Source organism: Bacillus sp. CPT56D-587-MTF (assembly GCF_058792335.1).
In genome coordinates this window covers 1,250,929-1,265,061 of record NZ_JBYTEF010000001.1, presented here as the reverse complement: position 1 = coordinate 1,265,061, position 14,133 = coordinate 1,250,929, and the positions used below count along the sequence as shown (strand labels likewise).

Sequence of the window (14,133 nt, the reverse complement as noted above, 5' to 3'; positions counted from 1 at the left end):
GCCACTTTCCCCTGTTGCAATACATAGAAATTCACGAAAAAAAATTTTCCTTTCGAAAAAGGAAAATTTTCTTCTATATTAATGACTTTAAATACCGTTTATCAATCGCTGTTTCATGTGAAAGAGCTGACAAATATTCTTCTTGTGCTTTTTGTATTTCATCTACAATCGCACCTTGACTATCCACTTCTTTTCCGAGCTCATCATACGTACGGTGAATAGCTTTTTGAATCATTGATAATTGAAAATTATCCATATGACTTCCTCCTTTACGCATTACATAATAGCCAGTATATGCGCGCTAGAGGAGTTTTATACTATGAATTACGAGGTGGACGTTTTCCGAAGTATTGGTAGTAATCTGTACGGATAAATCCGTTAAACAGCTTACGCTTCTTCGACGCATCTTTTCCGTAACACTTCTCAAATGCTTCGTAGCTTGTTAATACATACGCTGACCATGTATCTAATGGGCGGAATACTTGTCCCATTTCTTTATACAGTTGTTCAACGAGTGCTTTTTCACTTAAACGTTCTCCGTATGGAGGATTCGTTACAACGTAGCCATAATCCTCTTTTGTTGTGAAATCTTTTACTTGCATTTGTTTAAATGTAATTAAATCGCCTAAGCCTACTTCTTCTGCGTTATCTTGAGCAACTCGAATCATACGATGATCAATATCTGATCCAATGATTTGTAATCGTTGATCATAGTTCGCTAAATCTTCAGCTTCTTGACGAGCTTCACGCCAGTTTTGTTTCCCTACCCAGCCCCACTCGTCAGATGCGAAACCACGGTTAAATCCTGGTGCAATGTTTTGTCCAATTAATGCTGCTTCAATCGGAATTGTACCTGATCCACAGAATGGATCAACAAATGGACGATCTGGCTTCCAGTTTGTTAATTTAATTAAAGACGCAGCTAATGTTTCTTTTAACGGAGCTTCCCCTTGATCCATACGGTATCCACGTTTATGAAGCCCAACACCGCTCGCATCAATTGTTAATGTTGCAATATCCTTGAGCATTGCAATCTCGATACGGAATAACGGACCATCTTCTTCAAACCAAGTTGTACGTTTATATGTTGTTTTTAATTTTTCAACGACAGCTTTTTTAACGATACGTTGGCAATCCGAAACACTGAATAATTCAGATTTTAAAGATTTACCGATAACAGGGAATTCACCATTCTCTGGAATATAATCTCCCCAGTTTAATGCTTTTGTTTTTTCAAATAGCTCATCAAATGTCGTTGCTTTAAATTCGCCAACTTTAATTTTTACACGGTCCGCAGTACGTAACCATAAGTTCGTACGACAAATCGCCTTTTCATCTGCTTCAAATGTTACTTTGCTGTTTTCTACTTGACATTCATAACCAAGATCGCGAACTTCTCGGGCAACTAACGCTTCAATACCCATTGCCGCTGTTGCAATTAAAGTAACTTTTCCCATTTGCATTCACCTCTTATGTATATTCAAACAATAATTAATAGCAATTGGTCCTATTAATTATTACATTTTACGAAAAATTTTCTCATTAACCATTTTAACTCATACTTTATAACTTCATACAAATAAAAAGCCCTCCTCTAACAAAGGAGAGCTGAGTTATTTCATAGTTGGTTCATAACGTTCTGTAAGCCATGTTCTGTTCCTTTGTACTACAAACGGCCCACGCCTCGTACTCCGGTGGCAATCATCTATCTACAGGTTATAAAACCTGTCCTTTCCCGTCGTTCATTTCCTTGGAAAAGATTCCCCTACCATTATTTGGGTTTCTCGCTCGTGGGGTTTACCTCGTTCCACTCCTATCATTTCTTCAAGGACTTCGTCACTGTGGCACTTTAAAGGTAGTCAAACCATATCCGAAAGGACTTAGGTTTTTTCCCTGCCGTTAAACCAGCCTTACAGCCAGAATACCCTAGCTTATGAATTGGCTAGGCACGAACACTACAGCCATCTCAGGCCGTGCGAGCATGGACTTTCCTCTACAACGTTGGCGTTGCAGCGATTACCCAAACGTTATGACATCCATTAGTATAGTGGAAACAAAAAGATTTTGCAACGTTTTTTTCTATGTAAAATGCTTAAACCTTTTCCCACCTTACATCATTCGTATAACTTACTTCCAAATACAGCTTTTTCTAAGTTAGATAAGCGTTTTAAAATATCCGTATTCGTGTTGTTATAAACCGGTTGTGCAACTGGTGTTTGTACAGGTTGTTGTGGAACTTGCGTTACTGCTAGTTTTTGTTCCTCTAATTCACGCTTTAAACGAGCATTTTGTTGCTTTAATTGCTCAAACTCTTTGTGGAAAGCTTCATAGTCTTTAATGATCATATCAAGAAACTTGTCTACTTCTTCTTGCTGATAACCTCTCATACCTGTTTTAAATTCTTTTTCTAAAATATCTTTCGCTGTTAATTTAATTTTATCCGAAATCATTTTCTTCACCTCAAATTTTTACCAAAACTTTCATTAACTAAATTTTTTCAGAAACAATGCTTTTTGTCAATCATATATACGAGTACTATATTACATATTACTCTGCATTATTCCACTGTTCCTCTTCTATTATATCTTGTAAATCAGAAAAAAGAATGAAATAACTGTGATAATTTTCTATTTCTCCTTTTTTCTTTGCTGATTCTACAATATATTTGGGACTTCCTGGTTTTTCTTCATCGTATACCGCTAAAAGCGCATCACTTTTTTCAATAAAAAATTGATTTTTTAATTTAAATTGCTCTGGGCTTTCATACTTCCGTTTCGTGATACTATCAACATGGTCTGCTTGAGAAAGAATAAATTCGTAATATTCACGATTATCTTCTTTCCAATTTTCTTCTTGTTCTAAAAACGGAGTGAATACCGCTAATTTTAAATCAGGATATTCTACTTGCATTTCAAAAACAACTTCAGCAGCCCATAATTCTACACCTAATTGGCCGCTTATTATAACCCATTCTAAACCATCTTCTACAAAAGTGATTAATTTACGGTGTAATGCTTTCTTTATACACTCCACTCCTGGATGATCATTTTTAAATATTCCAAGTTCAAATGGCTTATATCCTGTTACTGCAATAACTTTCATATCAACACTCCAATTACAAAAAAAGAACTAGCATTCCGCTAGTTCTAACATATCATTTACTTTTTAAATATTCCACCAACGTTTGGTCCGATATTTGGACCTACTGGTGATACATTCGGTCCTGGCCCAAATGGAGATATTTGATGACCGTGGTGATGATGATGATGACCATGGCCACACGGTCCACATCCGCCACCGAATCCTGGGTCGATTGGGTCCACAACATTTACATTTGAATTTGTTTGCGGGAAGAAGTTTTGGTTTTTAATTTGTTGATGATGTACATGTGTTGTATGTGTTGGGAAAATGTGTGGCACCACCGTTGTTGAAAAAGAGTGTGTTACGCATTGTTTCGTCGGATGAATGACAGGAGCAGTCGTACAAATAGGTCCTGTAGGCTTATGCCCTCCAAAGCAAGGATGACAATGATGCATAGTTTTTTCTCTCCTCTCTCGTTAAAAAAATCTGATTACACTTTACAGTATGAGAAAAGAGAGAAAGCCGTTTGTTATATATACCCATTTATTACAAGGAAATTTGTCTAGTCCTTTATTTCATTTACATTGTTTTTATAGACAATCCTTCAACATCACTTACCAAAAAAGCCTCCAACTTGCTTTACAATACCTGTCACTTGATTCATCGCATTCATCATTTGTCCAGCTGTATTCATCATTTTATTTACATCATAGTTACCATCTGATGTTTTAAATTGAGAAACAAAACTAGAAAACTGACTTGGCTGTTGTTGCTTTTGCTTACCCTGCGTCGGGTACGGTTGTTTTGGTGGATAAAACATCGCTTGTTGATTAGCATACGGAGATGGTGGTGGCATATAATATTGCGAATTCATATAAGGCTGCTGCTGTGGTTGATTCATGTATGGTTGCTGAGCTTGTGATTGTTGAGCTTGATTCACATAAGGTTGCTGCTGTTGTGGTTGTTGAGCTTGATTCACATAAGGTTGCTGCTGCTGTTGTGGTTGTTGAGCTTGATTCATAAAGGACACTTCAAACGGTTGATAATAATTTTGATTTCCATAATAAGGCTCGAAAGGATACATATTATACCGTAAATATGTATCCGTATTATATTGGTACATATTTTGCTGTGCATATGGATTCGTTTGCTGATATAAGTTAGGTTGTTGAAACATGCATTCTCTCCTCCTTCACATAAGTTTCTACATATATAATATGTACCTATAAAATAATATGTGTGATGGAGTATCTGTCTATTTTTGTCGGAAGTTTAAATTTTTAAAAAATTAAAAAAGAAAACCCTTCCATGCTATGATAATGGAGAAGAAGATTCTCATGGGGGAGGAATCAACATGGTATTAGGGGATTTAAAACAAGCGTTTTCTCAAAAAAAGGGGTATTGCACAGAGAATGCAAATGAATTATTAGACTTTGCGAGACATTGGTATCTCGAAGGAAAAATATGCATATCAGATTATCGAACATTAATAAAAGAATTAGAAATAAACGGCGCAACAAAACCTACAACAATGACAGAAGCATAAAAATAACAAGAGGGCTCTCCCTCTTGTTATTTACATTGCTCAACTATATTTTGCAAAGTATACGAAATGGCTTGGTGTGTTTCAAAGAATCGTTTACCTTTACCTTTATTTACAAAGCATTGCAACACATTCGTTTGTAAATTATCATATACTTGATCAATTTGCTGTACATGTATATATTTTGGCTTTTCTTCTTTAATCCACTTATAAGCTAATTCTTTCCACTTCTTTAATTCCTCATCTACCATATCTACAAACGGTTTCATATCCTTATAAAAGTCGTATTCGGTTAGTTCTCTCTTTTTTACATTCGCTTCATTATTATACTGCATGAGTTTTTCTGAAGACTGTATTAATGCTTCATTCTTCATTTCTTTCCCACCTTATTATGCACTCACTACGACGTTTTGAAATGTCTTTACCCAATTCCCTTTCTCTTCGTGATGCACTAATTTATTTTCCATATGTTCAATATGCATTTCTGTTATTTCTATCTTATTGCATATTTTTGCACTCGCATCCTTTAATGCATGATTCATTCTAATCCCTATATTCATTTCCAGCAAATCGAGAGAACTTAACATTTGATCCATTTTTTTCATTACATCTTCCTTCTGAACCATCGCCATATACAAAACGCCTCCTTCTTTGCTTTTCCTTTGTCATGTAATTTCGCCGAATGATTCACCACTCCTGCCCACATGACAAAACTAGTTGTTATTCGTCAAAGAAATCATTTCGTATGTCATTTATAGAAATGGTAACAATACAAAAAGGAGGTGTATTACAATGGCAAAGAACAAAAATGAAAAAAAGAAAAACCAAAACAAACAACAAAATAAACCCGAGACTGGCAATCCAAAGCTAGATGGTCCAAACTTCCCTGCTACATAAAGCGAGACTTTATTACGAACAGTTAAATTTCAAGTCACCCTTAATCTCCTACTAGCATTACGTTTTGAGATTAAAGTTGTAGCACACATAGCAGGATTGTTTCAAATTAAGAAGTCCCGTCTTCAAAATGGAAGACGGGACTTCTTTTTTATTATATCATGAACTCATCCATCCTTTTAGCAAAACGATTTGCGATAGATAGCCTATAGATTTGTTCTCTCTTTCTTCTATACCATTCTGTTATATTAACTTCCCCTTTAGGTTCTTCAGGTACAAATAGCACATTCATTTTCATATTTGCACAAAACCAATCTCTCATTTTTATTTCTTCATGTAAAATAACAGGATAAATATCTCTAAGTGTTGGCGTATAAGACTTTCGAGTTTCCTTTGCGTAAACTTCATAATCTTCTCTAGACCCAGTATGTGTAGTTTGCAATGCAAACTTATAAAACGAACCATTATAAATTGGATGAAACAATAACCATGCTAATTTTTTTCCTAGTTCTATGCGCTGTTGTAACGTTTCAAATTGATAAACCGAAAATCCATACATTCTCCCTTCAATTGTTGGGAAGATAACTGCACTAATATGAAGTCTTTCTTGTACTTTAAAAAGTGCAGTATGGAATACATGTTTTTTAAAATATGTGTTCTCAATGACTGGTTTTTGAATTTTATTTTGTTCATTTATAATAAGCGCTGTCATAAGCCTATTCATATCTCTTCTTTCCCAGAAAAGTAACCATTCTTTTTCCATAAAAATTGATACGTTGAAATATTGCAACAAATGAAAGAGAGGTGCACGTCTCTTCTTACTTTCCTCATACAATAATAGCTGAGGAAATGCATCTAAAAAAATAATCCAATTAGCCTGTTCGTACAGAATAAATAAATGTTTTTTTACCGTTCTAGGTAAAACAGTAGCATAATATCTCCCTTCTAAATCAGTCATATTCCAGCCCGCATTTCTCGAAACCATACTCGCTAAAAAGGCCCACCTGATTTCACTATTTCTTAAATAATATTCTTGATAAGATTGTGTCCGAGAAATATTGTCCACATTAGCTATTTCTGTTTTCTTTTTAATATTGTGAATGATTGCTTTTTCTTCCTCTGTACAAAAATTTTTTTCTCGATTTTGTTTCATTTTCATATAATCATTCCATGTAAACATAAATAAGTCATCATACCTTTCATCAAAAAGGTCACATCTTTTTTCATTTTTTGATATAATCACCTTTGTAAGTAATTCTTAGCAAGTTGGGGGTGGACACACTATGACCATTCGTTACCCAAATGGAAAAAGGTATAATCAAGCTTCACAACCTCAAAAAACACCTATAAAAACACATACTTATAGTAATAGAGGTATGTCCCTTGAAGAGGAATTGAATGAAACAAATCAATATTACTTAACCCATAATATTGCATGTGTACATAAAAAGCCTACACCTCTTCAAATTGTAAAAGTAGATTACCCCGCTCGAAGTGCTGCAGTGGTAAAAGAAGCGTATTTTAAACAACCTTCTACAACAGATTACAACGGTGTATACAAAGGGAAATACATCGATTTTGAAGCAAAGGAAACAAAAAATAAAACTAGTTTCCCACTTCAAAACTTCCACCTTCATCAAATTGAACATATGAAGCAAGTGGTTGCTCATAATGGAATTGCATTTGTTATTATTAAATTTACACTTTTTGATGAATTTTATTTACTAGATGCAAAACATATTATTGCATTTTGGAATCGTCAAAATACTGGTGGACGCAAGTCGATTACGAAAGAAGAAATAGAAGAGCATGGATCCTTATTATCATGCGGTTATCACCCTCGGATTGACTATATCCGTGTACTAGACATGGTTTATTTTTCGTGATAGAGTCATCACTAAGGCTCTTTTTTCGACTTTTGGGGGAGAGAATGAAAGGTAGGAGAAAGTATAATGTCAGATAATTATCGTTCTCGTACAGAACGAAATCATGTGAAAAATCAAGAGAAAAAAACACATAAAGAAGAAAAACCAAAGAAAAAAGGCTCCTTTTTCAAGAAATTTCTTATAGGTTGTCTACTTCTTGGTATCGTTGGTCTTGTAGCCGGCGTTTCCGCTTTCTTTGTTATGGTAAAGGATGCTCCAAAATTAGACAAAGCCAAACTTGTTAATCCTTTATCAACAAAGTTTCTTGATAAAAACGGGAATTTCTTCTATGAATACGGTGCTGAAAAACGAACACACGTTACTTATGATCAAATTCCAAAAGTAGTTGAAAATGCATTCCTTGCAACTGAGGATTCGCGTTTCTATGATCATAATGGAATTGATTTTAAACGAACTACAAAAGCAGTTATGGAAAATGTCACTGGTGGTTTCGGTTCCCAAGGTGGTAGTACGATTACACAGCAAGTCGTTAAAAACTACTTTCTAACGATGGACAAAACTGCTAAAAGAAAAGTACAAGAATGGTACTTATCTTACAAATTAGAGCAACAATACTCTAAACATGAGATTTTAGAAATGTACTTAAATAAGATTAATTTAGGTAACCGTTCATACGGTATTGCGACAGCAGCGCAAAAATATTATGGTAAAGATTTAAAAGACTTGCAATTACATGAAGCTGCTATGCTCGCTGGTTTACCCCAAGGTCCAAACATTTATGATCCAACAAAAAAGGAAAATGTTGAACGAGCAACAAATCGTCGTAATGTCGTATTATCATTAATGAATCGACATGGTTATATAACAAAAGAAGAAATGAATAACGCCGTTAAGATCCCAGTAACTGAGGGCCTTCAACCGTCTTCAGAAGTAACTGAGATGAAGTATCAAGCATTTTTAGATGCGGTTGTAAAAGAAGTTGAAAAAGAATATCCTGATGTAAATATCGGTTCAGATGGTTTAACGATTCATACAACACTTGATCAAGATGCTCAAGATTACGCTGAAAAAATTATGGATGGTAATCTTATTAAGTATCCAAACGATCAATTCCAAGGATCATTCGTATTTATGGATACACAATCTGGAGAAGTTCGAGCAATTGGTGCTGGACGTAAAGAAAATAAGTCCACTTTCAAAGGTCATAATATGGCAACTGATTTAAAACGCCAAGTTGGTTCAACAATGAAACCAATTTTCGACTACGGTCCAGCGATTGAGAATCTTCAATGGTCTACTTACCATCAATTAAATGACTCTGAATATACTTATTCGGATGGCACAAAGATTAAAAATGCTACAGGGAGTTTTAAAGGTGACGTTTCACTTCGTGAAGCATTGAAGAAGTCATTAAATATCCCGGCTTTAAAGACAGCTCAAACAGTTGGACTTAATAAATCAAAAGAGTTTGCTGAAGGTTTAGGCATGACATTTGAAAATGGAGTACATGAATCTACTGCAATTGGTAGTAACGATAGTTCTCCATTAGCAGTAGCAGGTGCATACGCAACCTTCGGTAATAGTGGTAACTATAATAAACCACACTTCGTAAAAGAAGTAACCTTCCCGGACGGGAAAAAGAAAAGCTTTAAACCGAAAGAACAACGCGCTATGCAAGACTATACAGCTTACATGGTAACTGACGTTCTTCGTGACGTAGTAAAACCTGGTTCTGGTGGTACAGGACCAACAGCATATGTTTCAGGTGTTGACGTAGCGGGTAAAACTGGAACGCAAAACTTTGATGCAAAAGATTTAAAGAAATACGGCATTCCAGCTGATGCAAACAGGGATAGCTGGTTCGCTGGATATACACCACAATATACGATGGCTGTATGGACTGGTTACGTAAAGAATGGTCCAGAAAACTACATTAGTGATCGTTATACTAAAATTGCACAGCAAATGTTCCAAGTAATGATGAGCAAATTCGCTACAGATAAATCACGCTTTGAACGTCCTTCTTCTGTACAAGAAATAAACGGAGAGTTATACGTAAAAGGTGCGAAAAAAGATGCAATTAAACAAATTAAAGTAGATGCCCCTAGTGGTCTGAATGTCACTTTTGATGGCGCTAGCACAGTTACACTAAACTGGTCTGGACCAGCAGAAGTTGATGCATATGCAGCCAGCTATAAAGCAACTGACGGTTCAAGTGGTAGCCTATCAATAAGTGGTACGACAGCTACTCTTGGTGGTATTAAACCAGGTGTTACTTACAGCTTCTCTGTAGTAGCGAAAAAAGGTACTGGCACAAGCCCAGCAGTTGGTGCATCCTTCACTGCGCCTGGCGGAACTCCAGATGCAAAAAAAGCTGAAGAAGAGGCTAAGAAAAAGGCCGATGAAGAAGCTAAGAAAAAAGCTGATGAGGAAGCCCAGAAAAAGGCTAATGAAGATAAAGTAAAACAAGACGAAGCTAAGAAAAAGGCTGAAGAAGAGGCTAAGAAACAACAAGAACAACAGCAAGAACAACAACGTAAACAGCAAGAAGAAGCTCAAAAGAAAGCTGATGAGGAAGCTAGAAGGAAAGCTGAAGAAGAAGCTAAGAAAAAAGCTGAAGAAGAAGCTAAGAAGAAAGCTGAAGAAGAGGCCAAGAAAAAAGCTGAAGAAGAGGCTAAGAAACAACAAGAACAGCAACACCAAAATACCGGAGGAGATACACCTCACGCAGACGGTGCTGTTGTTACAACAGAGTCCTAATATACAAAAAAAGAAGTCCGTTTCTCTTAACGAGAAGCGGACTTCTTTTTTGTTATCATTTTCTTTACATACAGCTTTTCTATTTCGATATACAACTGCGCTAATTGAATATAAGAATGATAATTACTCGGTTTCTTTATAATGAATGAATATCTTTCCATAAAATTAACAGGTTGCACTTTTAATTTATTCGTATTTATTTGCATTTCATTCAAACTATGAACAGGTTGTTCATTTAGCCAATAGACAACCGATAACAAGTGAGCTGCAAAAAGAATCATTGGTCCCTCAGCCTCTTGCTTATTTCTATTTCGAAACAGTATAGCAATGTCTTCATGCTTATTTTTCCATACATTCAACATCGCTGGAATGCTGTTTTCAATTTCCTTCCACGGCTCATACTGTCTTTCAATATCAAATATAAAGTAAGTATTTTGTATTATCTCTTCAAAAGAATTGTCTGTATGATACTTAATTAAATTTACACTTTCTTTAAAAAATGGTAAACAGTGAAATTCTTTCGGTATTTCTATAACTCGCTCCATCCTTTATTTCACCTTCATTCGCTTCTTTCCTTCACGACATACTTCTAACAGTCTGCACTCCTCACATTGCGGTCGTTGTGCTTTACAGTGATAACGTCCAAAGAAAATCATACGATGATGTGTAACTCCCCACTCATCCATCGGTACTTTCTTCATTAATGTTTTTTCTACTTCTAACACCGAATCTTTCCATCTACAAATCGCTAACCGTTTACTCACTCTTTCTACATGCGTATCAACAGCAATTGCCGGGATGCCATACGCTACCGAAACAACTACATTTGCTGTTTTTCTCCCTACTCCTGGTAATTTCGTCAACTCGTCACGGTCTTCTGGAACTTTTCCATTGTAATCATCCAGCAACATCTGACACAATTTTTGAATGTTTTTTGCTTTATTTCTATACAACCCAATAGAACGTATATCTTGTTGTAACTCTTCCAAAGATACACTTAAATAATCTTCTGGTGTTTTATATTTTTGAAATAAATTTTTCGTCACTTTATTTACAAGTGCATCTGTACATTGTGCAGATAGTGCCACCGCGATTACTAATTCAAAAGGATTCTCATGAATTAATTCACAATGTGCTTCTGGATACATATCCGCCATTGTGTCTAAACAATAGCGAATTTGCGTTTTATTTAACATATACTTCCTCCTATATTACTGCTCCAACCAATTATAAAAAGGCACTTTTCCAGTAAATTTCGTCTCTTGTTTTGTCATTTGTTGTGCTCTTTGTTGATTCGCTCTAAATTTTTGACCTTGATTTTGAGCCTGATCTACCGTTTTAATTCCATTCTTTTTCCACTCAAATAAAATACGATCAATATATCGGAAATTTAGTTTTCCACTCATTACAGCTTCTCTAAGAGCCGCTTGAATTAAATTTGGATGATGTTGATCTTGGTCCTCCCACATTCCTAACGTTTCACATTCGAACGGCGAAAGTGGTCTTCCAAATTCTTTTTCAAATACTGTATATAAATTTACTTGCAGCTGTTTTTTTTCTTTTTGCTCTTCCTCTATTGATTCATCCATTAAGAAATGTAATATTTTTTCCCATAACGGTTGTAAAGAATAACTTTCGCACATCATCGCTTCTGATCTTTGTCCACCTTCTAGTGATAAAAACCCTTTTTGAATCAATGCTTGAATTACTTCCATACATTTCATTTCCGTTATCGTCATCCGTTCAGAAATCTCTGATGGAGTCGGAAACGAATTACCTGATTCTAAAAATGTGTGTACATGAAGTACGACCATAAATTCCGTCTCATTTAAACCTAATTTTTTATAATGCATCATAAGTAATTTTGGAATTGCAATGCTTCCCTGCTCAAACCACTGTAACATCATTTTCTTTTTCATCACCAAACACCTCGCTCTCTAGTATAACACACCTTTAGCTATTTCTTTTTGCCACAATTCGTCAAAAAAACCTCCCTATTAATGGGGAGGTTTTTTATATTACATGAATGAAATATAAAATTAAGCTTGCACTTTACTTTTCATAAATGTATGGATACGCTCTAATGCTTTCTCTACTTGTTCAAGAGATGTCGCATATGATAAGCGAACATTATTTGGAGCACCAAATCCTGTACCTGGTACAAGAGCCACTTTTTCCTCTTCTAATAGAGCTTTTGCCCAATCATCAACTGTTGCATATCCTGATAAAGCTACAGCTTCTTTTACGTTAGGGAATAAGTAAAATGCCCCTTGCGGTTTAATGCAAGTAAAGCCAGGGATTTGAATTAATTTATCATAAATGATGTTTAATCTCTCTTCAAAGGCTTGACGCATTGTTTCCACAGGTTCTTGTGAGCCTGCATATGCCGCAATTGCGCCGTATTGAGCGATTGAAGTAGGGTTTGACGTACTATGACTCGCTAAGTTCGTCATCGCTTTAATAAGCTGCTTATTTCCTGCAGCATATCCAATACGCCATCCTGTCATAGAATGAGATTTAGATACACCATTAATAATAAGTGTTTGTTCTTTTAATGCATTAGAAAGCTGGGCAATTGAAGTATATTCTACGCCACCATAAATTAATTTTTCATAAATTTCATCAGAAACGATTAAAATATCATGTTCTAAACATACTTCTCCAAGCTGTTGTAATTCTTCTTTGCTATAAATCATTCCTGTTGGATTGCTCGGTGAATTAATAATAACTGCTTTCGTTTTCTCTGTAATTGCCTCACGCAGCTGCTTTGCTGTAATTTTGTACTCATTGTCTTCTAAACCTTCTACATAAACCGGCTTACCGCCAGCAAGCTTTACTTGCTCTGGATAGCTTACCCAGTAAGGAGTTGGGATGATAACTTCATCTCCCTCATCAAGTAATACTTGGAATAATGTATATAATGCATGCTTTGCACCATTACATACAATAATTTCAGATGGATCATACGCAATACCTTGATCGCGAGTAAATTTCTTCACAATTTCTTGTTTTAACGATTGTAATCCACCTGTTGGTGTATACTTCGTATGCCCTTCTAACATCGCTTTATGTGCAGCATCCATAATATGCTCTGGTGTATTAAAGTCAGGTTCCCCTGCCCCTAATCCAATTACATCATGACCCTCTGCTTTTAATGCTTGTGCCTTTGCTGTAATTTCTAAAGTTGAAGACGGTGTTAAAGCAGCTACTCGCTTTGCTAATTTCATTTGTAGTTCCCCCTACATCTATTTTTCAATGCTATATCGTCTTAAAAATTTTCCATCTTTAAATTCAAGATAGTAATAACTATAACGATTGTCATCATCAATATATGTAACTTCCCATAGTGGTACATCATTTTCAAAGCCTAATTTCACTTTCATAATCTCTTTCGGCTTACTTTTTGATTCCTTACTTTCATTGCCGACTTGCTCTACTGTTCTTTGTATAGCCTCTTTTTCAGAAATACCTTCGCTCTTTTTCCTTACTACAGTATCCCCTTTTTTCTCAGGCACCCAAACGATAAGTTGTTCTCCCTTTTCATCTGTACCTTGCACGACTATATATGCAGATTTTCCGTTGTAATAATCAACAGATTTCACCTTTGTAAGCTTTGCTTTTTCTTTAGCAATTTCTACAAATTTCGACTCTTTTGGAATTTTCTTTCCCATCGCTTTATTATAAACATACGCCCCATATATTCCGCTAGCAACGATAACAATAATGATTGCAAAGATCCACTTTTTCATTGTATCACTACGTTCTGTAAATCGTAAATACAGCTGTTTCTTTATCTTTTTCGTCTAATGCTAGTCCGAACATGAGGTCCTGCTCTTTTAACGTACGATTTAAACTATCAACAATTTTATACAAATCCGACGAATATTTAATACGCGTCGTTGATAGTACTTCGATTTTCTTCTCCATGAAAAAACTCCTCCGTTACACAAAAATTTCTAATTATAGAAG

Annotated in this window: 19 protein-coding genes and 1 other RNA gene; 4 read left to right on the top strand and 16 right to left on the bottom strand. The window is 35.5% G+C overall.

What is annotated here, in order from left to right; translation table 11 throughout:
* Positions 1–73 precede the first annotated feature (73 nt).
* The 7 genes from AC3WVZ_RS06675 to AC3WVZ_RS06645 form a co-directional block, all read right to left on the bottom strand.
* A complete protein-coding gene (locus tag AC3WVZ_RS06675; protein WP_000368570.1) occupies positions 74–256 on the bottom strand; it encodes a DUF3921 domain-containing protein in 183 nt (60 codons plus the stop codon).
* Positions 257–317: 61 nt separating this feature from the next.
* A complete protein-coding gene (locus AC3WVZ_RS06670; protein WP_000521224.1) occupies positions 318–1,457 on the bottom strand; it encodes a THUMP domain-containing class I SAM-dependent RNA methyltransferase in 1,140 nt (379 codons plus the stop codon).
* Positions 1,458–1,637: 180 nt separating this feature from the next.
* Positions 1,638–2,028: RNase P RNA component class B (gene rnpB, locus AC3WVZ_RS06665), an RNA gene on the bottom strand.
* Between the two features lie 86 nt (positions 2,029–2,114).
* On the bottom strand, positions 2,115–2,450 hold the full coding sequence (gene gpsB, locus AC3WVZ_RS06660; protein ID WP_000622431.1) for a cell division regulator GpsB: 336 nt from the start codon (positions 2,448–2,450) through the stop codon (positions 2,115–2,117).
* A 97-nt stretch (positions 2,451–2,547) separates the two neighbouring features.
* Complete coding sequence (locus AC3WVZ_RS06655; protein ID WP_000862908.1) at positions 2,548–3,102, bottom strand: SLOG family protein; 555 nt, start codon at positions 3,100–3,102, stop codon at positions 2,548–2,550.
* 56 nt (positions 3,103–3,158) lie between these two features.
* Positions 3,159–3,536: a CotD family spore coat protein gene (locus tag AC3WVZ_RS06650; RefSeq protein WP_233936204.1), complete on the bottom strand. Its 378-nt coding sequence runs from the start codon at positions 3,534–3,536 to the stop codon at positions 3,159–3,161.
* Positions 3,537–3,691: 155 nt separating this feature from the next.
* Positions 3,692–4,258, bottom strand: a complete 567-nt coding sequence (locus AC3WVZ_RS06645; protein WP_000487610.1) for a YppG family protein — start codon at positions 4,256–4,258, stop codon at positions 3,692–3,694.
* A 177-nt stretch (positions 4,259–4,435) separates the two neighbouring features.
* On the opposite strand from AC3WVZ_RS06645, the gene AC3WVZ_RS06640 reads away from it, so the two are divergent.
* Positions 4,436–4,627, top strand: a complete 192-nt coding sequence (locus AC3WVZ_RS06640) for a YppF family protein (RefSeq protein WP_000242652.1) — start codon at positions 4,436–4,438, stop codon at positions 4,625–4,627.
* A 26-nt stretch (positions 4,628–4,653) separates the two neighbouring features.
* Here AC3WVZ_RS06640 and AC3WVZ_RS06635 read toward each other — a convergent pair whose 3' ends face one another.
* Positions 4,654–4,998 carry a YppE family protein gene (locus AC3WVZ_RS06635; protein WP_000786939.1) on the bottom strand — a complete coding sequence of 115 codons (345 nt, stop codon included), beginning with the start codon at positions 4,996–4,998 and terminating at the stop codon, positions 4,654–4,656.
* A gap of 15 nt (positions 4,999–5,013) precedes the next feature.
* The gene (locus AC3WVZ_RS06630) at positions 5,014–5,256 is read right to left on the bottom strand and encodes a hypothetical protein (RefSeq protein ID WP_233936202.1); all 243 of its coding nucleotides are present in this window, start codon (positions 5,254–5,256) and stop codon (positions 5,014–5,016) included.
* A gap of 85 nt (positions 5,257–5,341) precedes the next feature.
* On the opposite strand from AC3WVZ_RS06630, the gene AC3WVZ_RS06625 reads away from it, so the two are divergent.
* Positions 5,342–5,521, top strand: coding sequence for a hypothetical protein (locus tag AC3WVZ_RS06625; RefSeq protein WP_001987054.1), 180 nt, complete (start codon positions 5,342–5,344; stop codon positions 5,519–5,521).
* Positions 5,522–5,672: 151 nt separating this feature from the next.
* Here AC3WVZ_RS06625 and AC3WVZ_RS06620 read toward each other — a convergent pair whose 3' ends face one another.
* The gene (locus tag AC3WVZ_RS06620) at positions 5,673–6,698 is read right to left on the bottom strand and encodes a DUF2515 domain-containing protein (RefSeq protein ID WP_000495658.1); all 1,026 of its coding nucleotides are present in this window, start codon (positions 6,696–6,698) and stop codon (positions 5,673–5,675) included.
* A gap of 103 nt (positions 6,699–6,801) precedes the next feature.
* On the opposite strand from AC3WVZ_RS06620, the gene recU reads away from it, so the two are divergent.
* Together recU and AC3WVZ_RS06610 are read left to right on the top strand one after the other, a co-directional pair.
* Positions 6,802–7,404, top strand: a complete 603-nt coding sequence (gene recU, locus AC3WVZ_RS06615; protein ID WP_000155598.1) for a Holliday junction resolvase RecU — start codon at positions 6,802–6,804, stop codon at positions 7,402–7,404.
* Positions 7,405–7,470: 66 nt separating this feature from the next.
* Entirely contained in the window at positions 7,471–10,164 is a 2,694-nt protein-coding gene (locus AC3WVZ_RS06610) for a PBP1A family penicillin-binding protein (protein WP_001283092.1), read from the top strand.
* Between the two features lie 26 nt (positions 10,165–10,190).
* Here AC3WVZ_RS06610 and AC3WVZ_RS06605 read toward each other — a convergent pair whose 3' ends face one another.
* The 6 genes from AC3WVZ_RS06605 to AC3WVZ_RS06580 all read right to left on the bottom strand — a co-directional run bounded on the left by AC3WVZ_RS06605 (position 10,191) and on the right by AC3WVZ_RS06580 (position 14,091).
* Positions 10,191–10,709 (bottom strand): YpoC family protein, encoded by a 519-nt coding sequence (locus AC3WVZ_RS06605; RefSeq protein WP_000442650.1) that lies wholly within the window; start codon positions 10,707–10,709, stop codon positions 10,191–10,193.
* Between the two features lie 3 nt (positions 10,710–10,712).
* On the bottom strand, positions 10,713–11,360 hold the full coding sequence (gene nth / locus AC3WVZ_RS06600; protein WP_000933030.1) for an endonuclease III: 648 nt from the start codon (positions 11,358–11,360) through the stop codon (positions 10,713–10,715).
* A gap of 15 nt (positions 11,361–11,375) precedes the next feature.
* On the bottom strand, positions 11,376–12,083 hold the full coding sequence (gene dnaD, locus AC3WVZ_RS06595) for a DNA replication protein DnaD (RefSeq protein WP_000728542.1): 708 nt from the start codon (positions 12,081–12,083) through the stop codon (positions 11,376–11,378).
* 120 nt (positions 12,084–12,203) lie between these two features.
* Positions 12,204–13,391, bottom strand: coding sequence for an aspartate transaminase AspB (gene aspB, locus AC3WVZ_RS06590; RefSeq protein ID WP_000761571.1), 1,188 nt, complete (start codon positions 13,389–13,391; stop codon positions 12,204–12,206).
* An 18-nt stretch (positions 13,392–13,409) separates the two neighbouring features.
* On the bottom strand, positions 13,410–13,913 hold the full coding sequence (locus tag AC3WVZ_RS06585) for a cell wall elongation regulator TseB-like domain-containing protein (RefSeq protein WP_000758741.1): 504 nt from the start codon (positions 13,911–13,913) through the stop codon (positions 13,410–13,412).
* Between the two features lie 7 nt (positions 13,914–13,920).
* A complete protein-coding gene (locus AC3WVZ_RS06580) occupies positions 13,921–14,091 on the bottom strand; it encodes a YpmA family protein (protein ID WP_000412179.1) in 171 nt (56 codons plus the stop codon).
* Positions 14,092–14,133 lie beyond the last annotated feature (42 nt).